11 protein-coding genes are annotated in these 17,777 nt (G+C 69.1%); 10 read left to right on the top strand and 1 reads right to left on the bottom strand.

The genetic code is table 11. The annotated features are described in order from the left end of the window. Nucleotides 1-25: 25 nt before the first annotated feature. The 5 genes from mltG (at nucleotide 26) to CDO44_RS10505 (ending at nucleotide 4,432) form a co-directional block, all read left to right on the top strand. Nucleotides 26-1,093, top strand: a complete 1,068-nt coding sequence (gene mltG / locus CDO44_RS10525; protein WP_087780193.1) for an endolytic transglycosylase MltG — start codon at nucleotides 26-28, stop codon at nucleotides 1,091-1,093. Further along, nucleotides 1,090-1,734: a dTMP kinase gene (tmk, locus tag CDO44_RS10520; protein ID WP_087780192.1), complete on the top strand. Its 645-nt coding sequence runs from the start codon at nucleotides 1,090-1,092 to the stop codon at nucleotides 1,732-1,734. The genes mltG and tmk overlap by 4 nt, the downstream gene beginning before the upstream one ends. Then, nucleotides 1,731-2,816 (top strand): DNA polymerase III subunit delta', encoded by a 1,086-nt coding sequence (gene holB, locus CDO44_RS10515; RefSeq protein WP_087780191.1) that lies wholly within the window; start codon nucleotides 1,731-1,733, stop codon nucleotides 2,814-2,816. Before tmk ends, holB begins: the two co-directional genes overlap by 4 nt. Nucleotides 2,817-2,888: 72 nt before the next feature. Next, on the top strand, nucleotides 2,889-3,659 hold the full coding sequence (locus CDO44_RS10510) for a TatD family hydrolase (RefSeq protein ID WP_087780190.1): 771 nt from the start codon (nucleotides 2,889-2,891) through the stop codon (nucleotides 3,657-3,659). Nucleotides 3,660-3,754: 95 nt separating this feature from the next. After that, entirely contained in the window at nucleotides 3,755-4,432 is a 678-nt protein-coding gene (locus CDO44_RS10505; protein ID WP_087780189.1) for an ankyrin repeat domain-containing protein, read from the top strand. An 11-nt stretch (nucleotides 4,433-4,443) separates the two neighbouring features. Here the strand turns inward: CDO44_RS10505 and CDO44_RS10500 are convergent, their stop codons facing one another. Continuing rightward, nucleotides 4,444-5,529 carry an ABC transporter ATP-binding protein gene (locus CDO44_RS10500; RefSeq protein ID WP_087780188.1) on the bottom strand — a complete coding sequence of 362 codons (1,086 nt, stop codon included), beginning with the start codon at nucleotides 5,527-5,529 and terminating at the stop codon, nucleotides 4,444-4,446. A 110-nt stretch (nucleotides 5,530-5,639) separates the two neighbouring features. Here CDO44_RS10500 and CDO44_RS10495 point away from each other — a divergent pair, with 110 nt between their 5' ends. The 5 genes from CDO44_RS10495 to recD all read left to right on the top strand — a co-directional run bounded on the left by CDO44_RS10495 (nucleotide 5,640) and on the right by recD (nucleotide 17,769). Further along, nucleotides 5,640-7,265, top strand: coding sequence for an iron ABC transporter permease (locus CDO44_RS10495; protein ID WP_087780187.1), 1,626 nt, complete (start codon nucleotides 5,640-5,642; stop codon nucleotides 7,263-7,265). Nucleotides 7,266-7,341: 76 nt separating this feature from the next. Then, nucleotides 7,342-8,367, top strand: a complete 1,026-nt coding sequence (locus tag CDO44_RS10490; RefSeq protein WP_087780186.1) for an extracellular solute-binding protein — start codon at nucleotides 7,342-7,344, stop codon at nucleotides 8,365-8,367. 152 nt (nucleotides 8,368-8,519) lie between these two features. Next, nucleotides 8,520-11,999, top strand: coding sequence for an exodeoxyribonuclease V subunit gamma (recC, locus tag CDO44_RS10485; protein ID WP_087780185.1), 3,480 nt, complete (start codon nucleotides 8,520-8,522; stop codon nucleotides 11,997-11,999). Beyond that, on the top strand, nucleotides 11,996-15,694 hold the full coding sequence (recB, locus tag CDO44_RS10480; RefSeq protein WP_087780184.1) for an exodeoxyribonuclease V subunit beta: 3,699 nt from the start codon (nucleotides 11,996-11,998) through the stop codon (nucleotides 15,692-15,694). The genes recC and recB overlap by 4 nt, the downstream gene beginning before the upstream one ends. Further along, nucleotides 15,691-17,769 (top strand): exodeoxyribonuclease V subunit alpha, encoded by a 2,079-nt coding sequence (gene recD / locus CDO44_RS10475; RefSeq protein ID WP_087780183.1) that lies wholly within the window; start codon nucleotides 15,691-15,693, stop codon nucleotides 17,767-17,769. Before recB ends, recD begins: the two co-directional genes overlap by 4 nt. The last annotated feature ends 8 nt before the right edge of the window (nucleotides 17,770-17,777 follow it).

The following is a 17,777-nucleotide window of genomic DNA, read 5'->3' as shown; positions in this document are numbered from 1 at the left end:
TCGATCGAAGTATTATAGGCAGCCCATGCCCAAACGACATTTTTCCCTGAAACGCGCGCTGGCCGCGTCGGTCCTGACCCTGCTGCTGTTGCTGGTGGCCGCCGTCGGCGCTGGCGTGGCGTGGCTGCGCATGCCGCTTTCCCTGCCCGCCGACAAGGTGGATTTCGTCATCGACGAAGGCACGACGATGCGGGGCATCGCCCGCCAGGTGCGCGAGGCGGGTATCGCCGTGCCGCCGGAAGCCCTCATAGCCTACGCGCGCCTGACCGGAGCCGATCGGCGCATCAAGGCCGGCGGCTACGAAATCGTCCGCGGCGAATCGCTGTGGACGCTGGTGAACCGCCTCTCGCGCGGTGACGTCACCCAGCGCGAGATCACCTTCATCGAAGGCTGGAACTTCCGGCAGATACGCGCGGCCCTGCGACGCCATCCGGATGTCCGGCAAACGCTGGACGGACTGGATGACGCCACGGTGACGGCGATGATCGGCGCCTCGACCAGCCATCCGGAGGGACTGTTCTTTCCCGACACCTACCTCTTTGCCGTCGGTTCCAGCGATATCGACATCCTGCGCCGCGCCTATCGCGCCCAACAGCGCGAGCTGGCCGCGATTTGGAGCAAGCGCGATCCGGACCTGCCCCTGGGGTCGCCCTACGAGGCACTGATCCTGGGCTCCATCGTCGAAAAGGAAACCGGCATGGAAGCCGACCGCAAGCGCATCGCCGGCGTGTTCGTGAACCGGCTGAAGCTGGGCATGCCGCTGCAGACGGACCCCACCGTCATCTACGGCCTCGGGGAAGTGTTCGATGGCAACCTGCGGCGCCGCGACCTGCGGGCCGATACGCCGTGGAACACCTATACGCGCCGCGGGCTGCCGCCCACGCCTATCGCCAATCCGGGCCGCGCCTCGCTGCTGGCGGCGGTCCAGCCCGAAAAGCACAAATACCTGTACTTCGTCTCCCGCGGCGACGGCAGCAGCGCCTTTTCCGAAACGCTGGACGGGCACAACCGCTACGTCGCCCGCTACCAGCTCGGAAGAGGGCAGGGCGGACAGGCGGCCCCGTCCACGCAAGCCGAAACGGTGCAACCATGACCTCATCCTCTTTGCGCCGCGGCAAGTTCATCACGCTCGAGGGAGTGGACGGCGCCGGCAAGAGTACGCACCTCGCGTGGTTCGTCGAGCAACTGCGCAGCTTCGGGCTGGACGTGGTGCAGACGCGCGAGCCGGGGGGCACGCCGCTCGCCGAGAAGCTGCGCGACCTGCTGCTGAACGAGCCGATGCGGCTCGACACCGAAACGCTGCTGATGTTCGCCGGGCGCTGCGAGCACGTGCGCACCGTGATCGAGCCCGCCCTGGCACTAGGCAAGTGGGTGGTTTGCGATCGCTTCACCGATGCCACCTATGCCTACCAGGGAGGCGGCCGGGGCTTGCCCGCCGAGCGCATCGCGGTGCTCGAGCACTGGGTGCATGGCGACCTGCAACCCGACATGACGTGGCTGTTCGACGTGCCGCTGTCCGTCTCGCGCGAACGCCTGGGCCGCAGCCGCACGCTGGACCGCTTCGAGCGCGAGGACGACGCCTTCTTCGAACGCACGCGCGCCGCCTATCACGCGCGTGCCGCCGCGGATCCGGCGCGCTTTCGCATCGTCGACTCGACCCGGCCGATCGATGTCGTACGCGCCGGCCTGCTGGCCGAGCTTCAAGCCTGCGTCATCGCGACGAACCATCCATGAGCCTGCCGCGTTTCTACCCCTGGCAGGAAGAGGTGGCCCGCGCCTGGCTCGGCCCCGAGCAGCGGCGGCGCTTCGCCCATGCCTGGCTGATCCACGGCCTGGCGGGAATCGGCAAGGTCGAGTTCGCCCGCGCCGCGGCCGCGAGCCTGTTGTGCGAAGCGCCCGATGGGGCCATGGCCTGCGGCCATTGCCCGGCCTGCACCTGGTACGCCTCCGGCAATCATCCGGATTTTCGCCGCATCCGTCCCGAGGCCATTGCGCTGGCGGAAGGGCAGGCCGAAGAGGGCGAAGCGGAGGAGGAGAGCGCCGACGCGGATGGCAAGAAGGCCGGCAAGCGCGCGCCCTCGCGGGAGATCCGCATCGAGCAGATACGCGCGATGGAATCGTGGGCCAACACCGGCACTCACCGGGGCGGCTTGCGGGTCGTAGTGCTGTACCCGGCCGAATCGCTCAATACGATATCGGCCAACGGGCTCTTGAAGATTCTGGAAGAACCGCCGCCGCAAACGGTCTTCCTGCTGGTTTCGGACGCGCCCGACCGGCTGCTGCCGACCCTGGTGTCCCGTTGCCGGCGGTTGCCCCTGGGCACCCCCGCGCTCGAACCGGCGCTGGCCTGGCTGCAGGCGCGGGGCGTCGAGGACGCGGCCGCGCAACTGGCGGCCGCGGGGGGCGCCCCGGTCGCGGCATGGCGGCGCGCCGAAGCCGGTGTCCCGCCTCGCGCCCCGTGGCTGGATGCGCTGGCGGGTGCGTTGGCCCAGGCCAAGCCGCCGGACGTGGGGCAGTTGGTGGACGCGCTGGACAAGATTCCGCCCGCCGAATGGATAGACGCGCTGCAGCGTCTGGTCACCGACGTGGCGCTTGCGCAGGCGGGCATGGCGGCTCGCTATTTCCCCGAACTGGCTTCGCAAACGGCGAAGATAGGCGAACGGGCGGCGCGTACCCGCGTGGCCGAATTGTCGCGCTGGCTCAGCCGCCAGCGCAGGATCGCCGACCATCCGCTCAACGCGCGCCTGTTCGCCCAGGACGTGCTGACGCAGGCCTGCGCCGCCTGCCTGGGCAGGCCGAAGCGGGCCGCCGCCTAGGTGCCTTCGGCTCCGCCGCCGGGAAAACGTCCGCTGGTACTATAGATTCCGCTTCCAACCGCTACGTCTTCCATGTTTGTCGATTCGCACTGCCACCTGGATTTTCCCGAACTGGCTTCGCAACTGCCCGATGTCCTCGAGCGCATGCGCGCCAACCGCGTCACGCATGCGCTGTGCGTCAGCGTGAACCTGCCGGACTGGCCCCGGGTGGTGAAACTGGCGCAGGAGCACGCTAACCTCTGGGCCTCCGTCGGCGTCCATCCCGACTACGAGGACACGCCCGATCCTTCGGTCGAGCAACTGGTCGACCTGGCCGCCACGCCCAAGGTCGTGGCCATCGGCGAGACCGGCCTGGATTACTACCGCCTCACGGGCGACCTGGAGTGGCAGCGCGACCGCTTCCGGCGGCACATCCGCGCCGCCCGGGAAACAGGCAAGCCCCTGATCATCCATACGCGTTCGGCGGCGGAAGACACCTTGCGGATCATGGAAGAAGAGGGGGCTGCCGACGTCGGCGGCGTGATGCATTGCTTTACCGAGTCGCAGCAGGTGGCCGAGGCCGCGATCGCGATGAATTTCTGCATCTCGTTCTCGGGCATCGTCACGTTCAAGAACGCCCGAGAACTGCAGGACGTAGCGCGCAACGTGCCGCTGGACCGGGTCCTGATCGAAACCGATTCCCCTTACCTGGCGCCAGTCCCGCACCGGGGCAAGCTCAACGATCCTTCCAAGGTCGTGCACGTCGCGGAGAAGATCGCCGAATTGCGCGGCATATCCGTGGAAGAAGTTTCAAGGGTCTCTACCGATAATTTTTTTAGACTTTTCAGGCACATACAGCGCTAATTTAAAGCTAGAAATAACTTTATATCGGTCAGAAGATTGAAAGAATTTTTTATTTAAAATCAATTGGTTAAATAAAAATCTTAAAGGAATATGGCATGATTTCCGCACTGGTCCGCTCGGCATGGGGTTTCCTTGCCCTCTGGTGCTGCGCCGTCGCGCTGTCGGCGGCCCAGGCGGGAGCCGCCGAAGATTTCTGGATTGCCATCCGCAACGATCGGGCCTCCACGGTCAAGACGCTGCTCGGGCAAGGCATTGATCCGAACATGGTCAACGAGCTCAGCAACACGCCGCTCCTGGAAGCAATCAAGGAGGAAGCCTGGGCCGTATACGACGTACTGCTGGCCGATAAGCGCATCGATGTCAACCGCCGGAACCGCCTGAACGAATCGCCCTTGATGTACCTGGCCATCCGCGGAGAAACCGCTCGCATGCAAGCGTTGATCGAGCGTGGCGCGGAGGTCAACCAGCCGGGCTGGACGGCATTGCACTACGCAGCTTCGAAAGGTCACGACGACGCCGTGCGCCTCCTGATCGAGCACTATGCCTATATCGATGCCGAGTCGCCCGGCAAGATGACGCCGCTCATGATGGCGATGCGCTACAACCATGCGTCCACCGTGAAGCTGCTGCTCGACGAAGGGGCAGACGGCTATGTGCGCAACGACGAAGGCAAGAACGCGGTCGAGGTCGGACGCGACGCCGCCAATACCCAATTGGCGAACGACCTGGTCGAGCGCCTGAATTTCGACCGCCAGCGCCGCCTGGGTCGCTGAGGCGGCCGAGACTACTGCGGATCCGCGGGCGAAGCGGCCGGGAAAGCCACCAATCGGCTGCCGCGCAGGCGTATGCCCAGGTGGTCGCCCACCCGGTGGCCGTCTTCCCGGGGCATGTAGGCCAGCACCTCGTTGCCCGAGGGCAGGCGCAGCGTATAGAGGTAGTCAGGACCGCGGAAAGCCTTGTGCACCAGGCGGGCCTTGACCGGGCTGTCGGCATCCGGGCAGACGTCGTCGGGCCGCAGCAGGACGCTGACCGCCCCGTCCGAGCCGGTGTCCGGAGGCGGCCCTGCGGCGTCGGCCTCGCCGAACTCCAGGCGAATACGCTCGCCATTGCCGAGACGCCGTCCCGGCACGAGCACGCCGGCGCCGATGAAACCGGCGACGAACGGCGTCGCGGGATAGTGATAGAGGTTGTAGGCGCTGTCCCATTGCACGATCCTGCCGTGCGCCATCACGCCGATTTCGTCGGCCATGGCGAATGCCTCGGCCTGATCGTGCGTGACCAGGATGGCGGTTGCCTCGGCCTCTTTGAGGATGCCGCGCACTTCGTCCGCCAGGCGCTCGCGCAGGTCGACGTCGAGGCTGGAAAAGGGCTCGTCCAGCAATAGCAATTCGGGGCGCGGCGCCAGCGCCCGGGCCAGTGCGACGCGCTGCTGCTGGCCGCCCGACAGCTCGTGCGGATACTTTCCGGCCAGGGCAGCCAGCCCGACCAGCGACAGCAGTTCGGCTACCCGCCGCGCCCGGACGGCTGCCTGCTCGCGCCGCAGGCCGAAGCCCACGTTGTCGGCCACCGACAAATGGGGAAATAGGGCATAGTCCTGGAACATGACGCCCACCCGGCGCTTTTCCGGGGCGAGGCTGCGGCGGGACGTGGCCACCACCTGGCCGTGCAGCGCAATGCTGCCGGCCATCAACGGCTCGAAGCCGCTGATGGCGCGCAACACGGTGCTTTTGCCGCAACCCGACGGCCCGAGCAGGCAGCCGATGCGGCCTTCATGCAGCACGAGCGATAAATCGTCGACCACCACGTGCATGCCGTCCGGCATGCGGTAACCGAGGCGTACGTGATCGAGCTGCAGGTGAGGATGGGACATGAGACGAGGCGGGCTGCGAGAGCGCATGAATATAATTCGTATTCCTGCTTGCCGCCAACGCGAGGCGGACCTGCGCGCCCGCGTCGTCCGTCGCTTTCTCCTGGTACCCGATGCACCGACGCACCGCGCTTTCCTGGCCGGCCGCAGCCGTGGCCACGTTCATCGCCATCCCCATCCTGGGTCTGCTGCTGTCGGTGCTGATCGCCGATGCGGGGGCCCGCGACGTGCTTTCCCACCTTGCGGGAACGGTCCTGCCGGCCTATGTCGCCACCTCGCTGCTGCTGATGGTTTGCGTGGGCGCCGGAGCAGCCGTGGTCGGCATCGCTACCGCCTGGGTGGTAGCCGCGTACGACTTTCCCGGGCGCCGCATCTACGAATGGGCCCTGATCCTGCCGCTGGCCATGCCGACCTACGTCATGGCCTACGCCTTCACCGATTTCTTCCAGTTCTCGGGGCCGGTCCAGACCCTGCTGCGGGAACTCACCGGCCAGCCCCGGCTACCCTGGTTTCCCGCCATCCGCTCATGGTATGGCGCGGCACTGGTGTTCACCTTCGCGTTCTATCCCTACGTGTACTTGCTGGCGCGGACCGCATTTCTCGAGCGCAGTCCGCGCTTGTCCGAGGCCGCGCGCACGCTGGGTTGCGGCCCGACCCGGGCATTCTTCACCGTGGTGCTGCCGCTGGCCCGGCCCGCGGCGGTCGCGGGGGTCACACTGGTCCTGATGGAAACGCTGGCCGACTACGGGGCGGTGTCGTACTTCGGCGTACAGACTTTCACCACCGGCATTTATCGCGCATGGCTGGCCATGGGAGACCGGATCGCCGCCGCGCAACTGGCCTCGGCGCTGTTGGCGTTCATCTTCGTCCTCGTATGGCTGGAGCGGCGCAGCCGCACGCGCCTGCGCTTCCATGCCGGCGCCCACCGGCACGCGCCGGCGCCAAGGCGACTGAAAGGGCAGGGGGTGGCATGGGCCCACCTGGCATGCCTTCTGCCGCTGACGCTCGGCTTTCTGCTGCCGGTGGCCATCATGCTGAGATTCGCCGCGCAGGACCTGCACGTCATCAACTGGGAACGCTATGCCGCCTGGCTGGCCAACACGCTGCAGCTTGCCGCCGTCACCTCGGCGCTGGCCGTGGCCCTGGCCCTGGCCCTGGCCTACGCGGCGCGGCTCACGTCCGGCAGGCTGGTGCACTTCACCAATAGCGTGGCCAGCATGGGCTATGCCGTACCCGGCGCGGTGCTGGCCGTGGGGTTGCTGATCGTGGTGGGTGCGCTCGACCGCTGGCTGGAGGCCCTGGGCGGGTCGTGGGGAGCGACGCTGACGGGCACGCTGACCCTGCTCGTCTACGCCTACCTGGTCCGGTTCCTGGCGGTGGCGCTGCAAACCGCGGAGGCCGGGCTGGCCAAGATCACGCCCGCACTCGATGCCAGCGCCCGCAGCCTGGGCGCCACCACCTGGGAACTCCTGGCCCGCGTGCACCAGCCGCTGCTGCGGCGCAGCCTGCTCACCGCGGCCCTGCTGGTGTTCGTGGACGTGATGAAGGAACTGCCCGCGACGCTGGTATTGCGGCCGTTCAACTTCGACACCCTGGCGGTGATCACCGATCAGCTCGCCTCGGACGAGCGGCTGGGCGAAGCCGCCGTGCCCGCCCTGACGATCGTCCTCGCGGGGCTGTTGCCGGTGATCGTGCTGGCGCGGGCCATCTCCCGCAAGGACAGGCTTACAAAAAGCTGAACGATTTGACGCCGAGGGTGGGAATGATAATAATTCCCAGCTCCGTCCGATCACGTCCTTTATCGAGGTTTCGTCCATGCTCAAGGCTTCCTTGCTGACCGCCGCGCTGCTGGCCGCCGCGGCCACCGCCCAGGCGCAGGAGTTGAATATCTACTCCGCCCGCCACTACCAGACCGACGAAATCCTCTACAAGCGGTTCACCGAGCAGACCGGCATCAAGATCAACCGCATCGAGGCGGGCGACGCCGCTCTGGTCGAGCGCTTGAAGAGCGAGGGCGCCAAGAGTCCGGCCGACGTCATCCTGATGGTCGATGCGGCCCGCCTGTGGCGCGCCGAGGCGGACGGCCTGTTCCAGCCCGTCAAGTCCAAAGTGCTGGCCGAGCGCATCCCGGCCAATCTGCAAGGCGGCGAGCCGGGCCAGGATCCGCAGTGGTTCGGTTTTTCCACGCGCGCCCGCGTCATCGTCTACAACAAGGCCACCGTCAACCCGGCAGACGTGGACACCTACGAAAAGCTGGCCGACCCGAAGAACAAGGGCAAGGTCTGCACGCGTTCGGGCTCGCATCCCTACATGCTGTCGTTGCTCGGCTCGCTGATCGAGCGCAACGGCGAGGCCGCGGCCGAGAAATGGGCCGAGGGCATGGTGGCCAACATGGCGCGCAGCCCCCAGGGCGGCGACACGGACCAGATCAAGGGCGTGGCCTCGGGCGAGTGCGGCGTCGCGCTGACCAACAACTACTACTACGTGCGCATGGCGCGCTCGGACAAGCCCGAGGACAAGGCCGCCATCGCCAAGGTCGGCTTCCTGTGGCCCGACCAGGCGGGGCAGGGCGTGCACATGAACGTCGCCGGCGGGGCGGTGGCCCGCCACGCGCCGCACAGGGAAGCCGCGGTCAAGTTCCTGGAATACCTGGCCAGCGACGAGGCACAGAACTATTTCGCCGCCGGCAACAACGAGTGGCCGGCCGTGCGTTCGGTGAAGACCGACAACGCCGCGCTGGAAGCGCTCGGCTCCTTCAAGGCCGAGAACGTGTCCATCGGGGCGATCGGCCGGAACCAGGTCGCGGCGCAGAAGATCTTGGATCGTACTGGATATAGGTAACCCCCTACGCGCTTACGCGCACCCCCAGGGGGAGAAACCGGCGGACTGGCAAAGCCAGATCCGCGGTTTCCTGGGGTACCAGATGGCTGGCGGGGACTCGCCGGGCCAGGTCTGTAGAATGGAGGACTAGCCTCCATTCCATCGTTTCGCGCATGCCCGCCTCGTCGCCGCTCGCTCCCGGTTTCATGGTCGTCCACGGCAATCGGCTGGAGGATCTGCGCGGGCTGGCGGTGTCGTGGATGAAGCGGTATCCGCTGGCGCCGCTCGAGAACGAAACTATCCTGGTGCAGAGCAACGGCATCGCGCAGTGGCTGAAGTTCGCGCTGGCGGCAGATCCGGCCGACGAGGGCGGCCAGGGCTGCGGCATCGCGGCGGCGGTGGATGTGCAGTTGCCCGCCCGGTTCTTGTGGCGCGCGTATCGCGCCGTGCTGGGCAAGGACCTGCTGCCCGAGACGTCCTCGCTCGATCGCGATGGCCTGACGTGGCGGCTGCTGCGCCTGCTGCCGGACGTGCTGAACGACGAGGTGTTCCTGCCGCTGCGGCGTTTCCTGGCCGATGACGACGGCATGCGCAAGCGCCATCAACTGGCCCAGCGGCTGGCGGATCTGTTCGACCAGTATCAGGTGTACCGCGCCGACTGGCTGGACGACTGGGAGCATGGGCGCGACGTGCTGCGGACCTCGCGGCGCGGCGTGGTGCCGCTCGGATCCGAGGACCGCTGGCAGGCCGCCTTGTGGCGCGCGGTGCTGGCCGATGTGGGCGACGACGGCGTGGTCCAGAGCCGGGCGCGCGTGCACCGGCGTTTCCTGGCGTGCCTGGCCGATGCCGATGCGCCGCCGCGCGATCTGCCGCGCCGAGTGATCGTGTTCGGGATCTCGTCCATGCCCGCGCAGTCGCTGGAGGCGCTGGCGGCGCTGGCCAAGTTCTGCCAGATCCTGCTGTGCGTCCACAATCCGTGCCAGCATCATTGGACCGACATCGTCGCCGACCAGGACCTGCTGCGGCACCAGTACCGCCGGCAGCAGCGCAAGCCCGGCATGCCCGCGGCGCCGGACGCGCAGGCCATGCACCGCTTCGGCAATCCGCTGCTGGCGGCCTGGGGCAAGCAGGGCCGCGACTACATCCACCTGCTCGACACCTACGACATTCCCGAGCGCTACCAGGAGCATTTCGCGTCCATCAGCGACCGGCGCATCGACCTCTTCAGCGAACCGCCCGCCGAACACCTGCTGGCCCAGGTCCAGGACGACATCCTCAACCTGCGCTCGCTGGAGGAAACCCGGGAGCAGTGGCCGCCGGTGGACGTCGAGGCCGACGCCTCCATCCGTTTCCACGTCGCGCACAGCCCGCAGCGCGAGGTCGAGATCCTGCACGACCAGCTCCTGGCCCGCTTCGACGCCGACCCCGGCCTGCGGCCGCGCGACATTATCGTCATGGTGCCGGACATCGACGCGTACGCGCCGCACATCCGGGCGGTGTTCGGCCAGATCGATCCGCGCGACCGACGCCACATCCCCTATACGCTGGCCGACCAGGGGCAGCGCGGCCGCGAACCGCTGCTGATCGCGGTCGAGCACCTGCTGCGGCTGCCCGAGAGCCGCTTCTCGGTCAGCGAGATCCTGGACCTGCTGGACGTGCCGGCGGTGCGCCAACGCTTCGGCCTGCGGGAAAGCGACCTGCCGCAGCTGCATCGCTGGATCGCCGGGGCCGGCGTGCGCTGGGGCGTCGACGCCCGCCAGCGCGCCACCCTGGGCCTGCCCGAAGGCATGGAGCAGAACACCTGGCGCTTCGGCCTGCGCCGCATGCTGCTGGGCTACGCGGCCGGGGCGGCGCCGGCGTTCGCGGGCGTCGAGCCGTATGACGAAGTAGGCGGCCTGGATGCGGCGCTGGTCGGATCGCTGGACGCCTTGCTGCAGCGCCTGGAGCACATACGTGCGGCGCTGTCGACGCCCGCCGCGCCCCGGGCCTGGGGCGCCAGGCTACGCGCCTTGATGGCGGATCTTTTCGCGCCGACCACCGAACGCGAGGAGGCGGCCCTGGCCAGCCTGTCGCAATTGCTCGACGACTGGCTCGAGGTATGCGAGCGGGTGGGACTGGATGAAGCGCTGCCGCTCGTGGTGGTGCGGGAAGCCTGGCTGGGCGACCTCGACCGCAGCCGCCTGAACCAGCGGTTCCTGGCGGGGTCCGTCAATTTCTGCACCCTGATGCCGATGCGGGCGATCCCGTTTCGCGTGGTCTGCCTGCTGGGCATGAACGATGGCGACTACCCGCGCGTCCAGACGCCCCCCGATTTCGATCTCATGCGCACCGACTACCGGCCGGGCGACCGCTCGCGCCGAGAGGACGACCGCTACCTGTTGCTGGAGGCGCTGTTGTCCGCCCGCGACGCGCTGTATGTGAGCTGGGTCGGGCGCAGCGTACGCGATAACGCCGAGCGGCCGCCGTCCGTGCTGGTGGCGCAATTGCGCGACCACCTTGCCGCGGGCTGGCAGAGCGAGGACGGGTCGGACCTGCTGGAGGGCCTGACCACGGTTCATCCGCTGCAGCCGTTCAGCCCGCGCTATTTCGCCTCCCGCTCGGGCCCGCTGTTCACCTATGCGCGGGAGTGGGCGGTGATGCACGAGGCGCAGGCGTCCGGGGCGCCCATGCAGGAGCCATTGCCGCCGCCCGCAACCGGCGCCGTCCTGGAACTGGCGCAGTTGCAGTCCTATGCCCGCGACCCGTTGCGGGCCTTCTTCAATCAGCGGCTGAAGATCCATTTCGACGACGCCGAGGAAGCGGCGGAGGACGAAGAACCGTTCGCCCTCGACGGGTTGGCCCGCTACCAGTTGAGCGAGCGCCTGTTGCTGGCCGGATTGCCCGCGGAAGACGCGGACGAAGCCCTGGACCGGCTGCGCGCGACGGCCCGGACGCTGGCGCGCGGTGGGGAATTGCCGTTGGCGGGTTTCGGCGAACGCGTGATAGAGACGCTGATCGCACCGCTGCCCGACGTGCTGGAGCGCCACCGGGCCTGGCGGGCGCAATGGCCGCTTGCCTGCGAGGTGCCCGCCGCGGTGGACCTGCTCCATGGCGGGCTTCAATTGCAGGGCTGGCTGGGCGGCCTGCGACGCAACGACGAAGGCGGCCACCTCTGGCTGGAGGCCATTCCCGGCGAACTGGGCGTGGCCGCGCGCCTGCCCAGGTGGCACCGGCTGATCCGCCCCTGGGTCGCGCACTTGGCCGGCAATGCGATGGGGCTGTCGCTGCACACCGTGCTGGTCGCCACCGACGGCGAATTCAGCCTGCCCCCCGTGGGCGAGGACGAGGCGCGGACCTGGCTGGGCGACCTGATCGACGCCTGGGACGCCGGCATGCGCGTCCCGCCGCCGGTGGCCGTGCGCACCGCGTTCGCGTGGCTGGCCGCGTTGCCCGACGAAGCGGCGGCGTACGAGCAGGCGCGCAAGACCTACGAAGGCGGCCCGGTCATGCCCGGCGAAGTCGACGGCAATCCCTACCTGGCGCGCCAGTTCCCGGATTTCGCGGCCCTGTGGTCGGACGAGGAATTCGGCTCGTGGGTCCGGACACTCTATCAGCCGCTGTTCGAGACCGCTCGTCCGGCGCGAGCCGAGAGGAAGGCAGGAGAGCAGGCATGAGCGCTTCGTCTCCGACACGCGACCTGGCGCTGACCTTGCCGCTGCGCGGCAGCCGCCTGATCGAGGCCAGCGCCGGCACCGGCAAGACATTCACCATTTCGGCGCTGTTCGTTCGGCTGGTGCTGGGGCACGGCGGCGCGAGCGCATTCGGCCGCGAGCTGTTGCCGCCCGAGATCCTGGTGGTGACCTTCACCGACGCCGCCACCCAGGAACTGCGGGACCGCATACGCGCGCGGCTGGCGACGGCGGCGCGCTATTTCCGCGAGGAAACCGGGGCGCCGGACGAGTTGATCGCCACCTTGCGCGACGACTATCACGAGGCCGACTGGCCCGCCTGCGCCAACAAGCTGGATGTGGCCGCGCAATGGATGGACGAAGCCGCGGTCTCCACCATCCACGGCTGGTGCCAGCGGATGCTGCGCGAACACGCCTTCGACAGCGGCAGCCTGTTCACCCAGACGCTGGAAACGGACCATACCGAACTCCTGGCCGAGGTCGTGCGCGACTATTGGCGCGAGCACTGCTATGCCTTGCAGGGCGAGACGCTGGACTGGGTGTCGATGAACTGGATCACCCCCGATGCCTTGCGGCGCCGGATCGGGCCCTTGCTCGCCCATGCATCGGCCCGCGACGTTCCCGGCACGCTGACGGACATCTACGCCAGTGCCCGCGCGCGCCGCGCCGCCGCGCTTGCGCAACTCAAAGCCCCATGGGCCGCCTGGAGCCAGGAACTGCGCGCGCTGTGCGACGCGGCCTGCGCCGCCAGGCGCGTCAACGCCCGCAAATTCCAGGCGCGCTGGTACACCCCCTGGTTCGACCAGTTGTCGGCCTGGGCGACCGACGCGACGCTGGAAACGCTGGACCTAAAAACGGGTTTCCAGCGCCTGACCCCGGCCGGCATGGCCGAGATCTGCGAGGCCGGCCATCGCATCGACCATCCGGCACTGGACGCCATGGTCGACCTGCCGCGCCGGCTCGCCCAGTTGCCGTCCGCCGATGCCGACATGCTGGCGCATGCCGCCTGCTGGGTGCGCGCGCGCTTCGACGACGAAAAGCGGCGCCGCGCCGAAATGGGCTTCGACGACATGCTGACCCGCCTCGATGCGGCGTTGCACGGCGAGAACGGCGAACGGCTGGCTCAGGTGATCCGCGCCCAGTTCCCGGTGGCCCTGATCGACGAGTTCCAGGACACCGATCCCGTCCAGTACCGCATCTTCGACCGGGTCTACCGCATCGCCGACAACCCTGACGATTGCGCGCTGCTGATGATCGGCGACCCCAAGCAGGCCATCTACGCCTTCCGCGGTGCGGACATCCACACCTACCTGCGCGCCCGCCGGGCGACCACGGGCCGCCATTACACGCTGGGTACCAACTTCCGCTCCAGCGCCGGCATGGTCGCCGCGGTCAATGCCGTGTTCCAGGCCGCCGAAGCCCGGCCCGACGGGCAGGGCGCCTTCCTGTTCCGGCGCGGCGGCGACGATCCGCTGCCCTTCGTGCCGGTGGCCGCGCAGGGCAGGGCGGAGTCCCTGGTCCTGGATGGCGCGCCCGCCGCGCCGCTTACCTTCTGGCTGGCCGACCAGGACGCGCCGATGGCGGCCGGCGCCTACCGAGCGGAGATGGCCGCCAGTTGCGCCACCGAGATCGTCCGCCTGCTGGCCGGGGGCCGGGCGGGGACTGCGGGCTTCCTGCGGGACGGCGCGATCCGGGGCCTCGTGCCCGCCGACATCGCGGTGCTGGTGCGCGACATGAGCGAGGCCTACGCCATCCGTTCGGCGCTGGCCGAACGCGGCGTGCGCAGCGTCTACCTGTCGGACAAGGACTCGGTGTTCGACGGCCGGGAAGCCGCCGATCTGCTGCGCTGGCTGCACGCCTGCGCCGAGCCCGATGACGACCGCAAGCTGCGCGCCGCGCTGGCCAGCACGACGCTGGACCGGCCGCTGGGCGAGCTCGACCGGCTGAACCGCGACGAGCGTTTCTGGGAGTCCTGGGTGCTGCGTTTCCGGGGCTATCGGGACCTGTGGCGGCGGCAGGGCGTGCTGCCCATGCTGCGGCGCTTCATGGACGACTTCGGCCTGCCGGCGGCGTTGGCCCGCCGCGCGGACGGCGAACGGGCCCTGACCAATTTGCTGCACCTGGCCGAACTGCTGCAGCAGGCAGCCGGTGAATTGGATGGCGAGCAGGCGCTGATCCGCCACCTGACGGAGCACCTGGCGCAGGACGGCCAGGCCAGCGAGGCGCAGATCCTGCGGCTGGAAAGCGATGCCCAGTTGCTCAAGGTCGTGACGGTCCACAAGTCCAAGGGGCTGGAATATCCGCTGGTCTTCCTGCCGTTCGCCTGCTCGTTCCGGCCCGCCGACCGTACGCGCCCGCCGCTGCGCTACCACGACGAATCCGGCCGCCTGATCGTCAGCATCGCGCCCGGCGAGGCCGAGGAGGCGCTGGCCGACCGCGAGCGTCTGGCCGAGGACCTGCGCCTCCTGTACGTGGCGCTGACGCGGGCGCGCCATGCTTGCTGGCTGGGCGTGGCCGACCTCAGGCGTGGCCGCACGGCCGAATCCGGCTGGCCGCTGTGCGCCCTGGGCTACCTGGCGGGCGGCGGCCAGCCGCTGGCGGGGTCGGGTCAACTGGCCCCGGTGCTGCGTACCCTGGATCCGGCCGGGTCACTGCTGCGCACCGTCCCGGCGCCGCGGCCGGACGCCGCGGTCCTGGACCCTCAGACATCCGGGCCGGCCGAGCCCGTGTACCGGACGCCCGAGCGGCAACCGGGCGAGCCGTGGTGGATCGCTTCCTACAGCGCCTTGCGCGTCGCCAGCGTGGCCGAAAGCGACGAGGAAGCGCGCGAGGCGCGCCTGCACGGCGACACCAGTCCCGAGACGCCCGAGGCGCAAAAACTGTTCGACGACGACGTCCCCGACACGGACGAGACGCTGTCGGCGCCGGCCGGCACCGGCATGCATCGCTTCCCTCGCGGACCGGGTCCGGGCACCTTCCTGCATGGGTTGTTCGAGTGGGCAGGGGAGGAGGGCTTCGGCGCCGCCGCGGCCGACCCGGACCGCCTGGCCGATGCCGTCGCGCGCCGCTGCAACCGGCGCGGCTGGGAAAGCTGGATCACGCCGCTGAGCCGCTGGTTGTCGGGCGTGCTGACGGAGCGCCTGCCGCTGGAAAGCGGGCAGAGTTTCCGGTTGGCGGACCTGGACGCCTACCAGGTCGAAATGGAGTTCTGGTTCGAAAGCCGGCACGTCGACGTCGGCCAAGTCGATGCCCTGGTGCGGCGCCACGTCATGCCCGGCGCCGCCCGTCCGGCGCTGGAGCCGGCCATGCTCAACGGCATGTTCAAGGGCTTCATGGACCTGGCCTTCGAATACCGGGGACGCTATTACGTGGCCGACTACAAATCGAACTGGCTGGGCCCGGGCGATGCGGCCTACACCCAGGCTGCGATGGAACAGGAAATCCTGGGCAAGCGCTATGACCTCCAGTACGTCCTGTACCTGCTGGCGCTGCATCGGCAGTTGTCGGCCCGGATGCCGGACTACGACTACGACCGGCACGTCGGCGGGGCGCTTTACCTGTTCCTGCGCGGCACGCGGGCGCCGACGCGCGGGACGTACTTCGATCGTCCGCCGCGCGAGTTGATAGAAGGGCTCGATCGCCTGTTCGCGGGCGCCGTCCTTGCGGAGACCCCGGCATGAGCCGCGATGCCTCGAACTACGAACTGCCCTTCGATGCGCCCGCGCAAGGGTCTGCCGACCTGCGCGACCGCGAGGCCGTGCTGAAACTGCTCGATGCCTGGGTCGAGCGCGGCTGGCTGCGGCGGCTGGACCGCGCCTTCGTCGGCTTCCTGGTCGAGTGCGAACCCGATACCGAGCCGCTCGTGGCCGTGGCCGCGGCGCTGGCCAGCCACCAGCTGGGGCACGGCCACGTGTGCCTGGACCTGGCCTTGACGCTGGAGCGGCCCGACGAGGCCCTGTCGCTGCCGCCGGAAGGCGACATGGGCCCCGCGATGCGACTGCCTTCGGACCTCCTGGCCGGCGTGGACGCCGCCAGCTGGCAGGCCGCGCTGTCGGCCAGCCCTTTGGTGGCGGATGCCAGGCAGGCCGAGGCACCCGATGACGGCCGGCCGCTGGTGCTGGATGCCGGCCGCCTGTACCTGCGCCGCTACTGGGATTTCGAGCGGCGCATCGCCCGCGCCTTGCGGGAACGCCTGGCCCATCCCGTGGAAACCCCGCCGGATCTCGCACGATCCCTGGCGCTGCTGTTCGGCCCGGCGCGGACCGCCGAAAGCGGCCCGGATTGGCAGAAACTGGCATGCGCGCTGGCCGCGCGCGGTCGCATCGGCATCATCACCGGCGGCCCCGGCACCGGCAAGACCACCACCGTCGTGCGCCTGCTCGCGCTGCTGCAAATGGCGGCCGTGGAAGCTGGGCGGCCGCTGCGCATCTTGTTGTCCGCCCCCACCGGCAAGGCGGCGGCCCGCCTGTCGGCCTCCATCGCCGAACAGGTCGGCCGGCTGCCCGTGTCCGACGCCGTCCGCGCGGCCATCCCGACGGACGTCTCGACGCTGCACCGGCTGCTGGGCAGCCGGCCGGACACCCGCCATTTCCGTCATCACGCCGGCAACCCCTTGCTCATCGACATGCTGGTCGTGGACGAGGCGTCGATGATAGACGTGGAAATGATGGCGCACCTGATGGCCGCGCTGCCACCCCACGCCAGGCTCGTGCTGCTGGGCGACAAGGACCAGCTCGCATCGGTGGAGGCGGGCGCCGTGCTGGGCGATCTCTGCCGCGACGCCGAGGCCGGCCGCTATACGCCCGAGACCCGGGCCTGGCTGGAGCAAGCCAGCGGCGAAAGCCTCGCGGACGCAGGCCTGCTGCCTGGCGACGCCGAACAGCATGCAATGGCGCAGCAAATCGTCATGCTTCGCCACTCGCGCCGTTTCGGGGCGGGCAGCGGCATCGGGCAACTGGCGCGCGCGGTCAACGCCGGGCTGGCGCAGGAGGTGCGGGCGGTGCTCGACGAGGAAGCCGCCGCGCCCGACCCCAGCGTCTATGACACCCGGGGCGTGCGGCCGGACGCGCTGGACCGCCTGCTGCTCGACGGCCATTCCGCCACCGCACGCGGCAAGCCCCACGGCTATGCGCACTACCTGGAAGTCATGCAGCGCCACCGTCCGGCGCCCGACCTTCCGGCCGACGATCCGGCCTGGGAAGCCTGGGCGGCCCAGGTGTTGGTGGCGTTCGATGCCTTCCGCCTGTTGTGCGCCGTCCGCAGGGGCGAGCAGGGCGTCGAAGGCCTGAACGGCCGCATCGCGCGGGCGCTGCGCGCGCGGGGATTGATCGAACAGGACCAGGGCTGGTACGAAGGACGTCCCGTCCTCGTCACCCGCAACGACTATGCCTTAGGGCTGATGAACGGCGACATCGGCATCGCGCTGCGCGTGCCGCAGGCCGACGGAGAAGGCGCCGCGCTGCGCGTGGCCTTCCTGCGCAGCGACGGCACCACGGGCGTGCGCTTTGCGCTGCCGAGCCGGCTCAACGCCGTCGAGACCGTCTACGCCATGACCGTCCACAAGTCGCAAGGCTCGGAATTCGCGCACACCGCCTTGCTGCTGCCCGAGCGGACCAGCCCCATTCTCACGCGCGAACTGGTCTATACCGGTGTCACGCGCGCGCGGACGTGGTTCACGTTGGTGGAAACGGCCCCGGGCGTGCTGGAGGAGGCAGTGGCGCGGCGCGTGCGGCGCATCAGCGGGTTGTCGGTCTAATTCCGCCG

Source organism: Pigmentiphaga sp. NML080357, from assembly GCF_002188465.1.
Lineage (GTDB): Bacteria > Pseudomonadota > Gammaproteobacteria > Burkholderiales > Burkholderiaceae_B > Pigmentiphaga.
This window is presented reverse-complemented; position numbering and strand designations above follow the sequence as displayed.

Bases quoted from the DNA above. Each gene is read 5' to 3' on its own strand.
- mltG (WP_087780193.1), top strand. From the start codon at position 26: ATGCCCAAACGACATTTTTCCCTGAAACGCGCGCTGGCCGCGTCGGTC.
- tmk (WP_087780192.1), top strand. From the start codon at position 1,090: ATGACCTCATCCTCTTTGCGCCGCGGCAAGTTCATCACGCTCGAGGGA.
- holB (WP_087780191.1), top strand. From the start codon at position 1,731: ATGAGCCTGCCGCGTTTCTACCCCTGGCAGGAAGAGGTGGCCCGCGCC.
- CDO44_RS10510 (WP_087780190.1), top strand. From the start codon at position 2,889: ATGTTTGTCGATTCGCACTGCCACCTGGATTTTCCCGAACTGGCTTCG.
- CDO44_RS10505 (WP_087780189.1), top strand. From the start codon at position 3,755: ATGATTTCCGCACTGGTCCGCTCGGCATGGGGTTTCCTTGCCCTCTGG.
- CDO44_RS10500 (WP_087780188.1), bottom strand. From the start codon at position 5,529: ATGTCCCATCCTCACCTGCAGCTCGATCACGTACGCCTCGGTTACCGC.
- CDO44_RS10495 (WP_087780187.1), top strand. From the start codon at position 5,640: ATGCACCGACGCACCGCGCTTTCCTGGCCGGCCGCAGCCGTGGCCACG.
- CDO44_RS10490 (WP_087780186.1), top strand. From the start codon at position 7,342: ATGCTCAAGGCTTCCTTGCTGACCGCCGCGCTGCTGGCCGCCGCGGCC.
- recC (WP_087780185.1), top strand. From the start codon at position 8,520: ATGCCCGCCTCGTCGCCGCTCGCTCCCGGTTTCATGGTCGTCCACGGC.
- recB (WP_087780184.1), top strand. From the start codon at position 11,996: ATGAGCGCTTCGTCTCCGACACGCGACCTGGCGCTGACCTTGCCGCTG.
- recD (WP_087780183.1), top strand. From the start codon at position 15,691: ATGAGCCGCGATGCCTCGAACTACGAACTGCCCTTCGATGCGCCCGCG.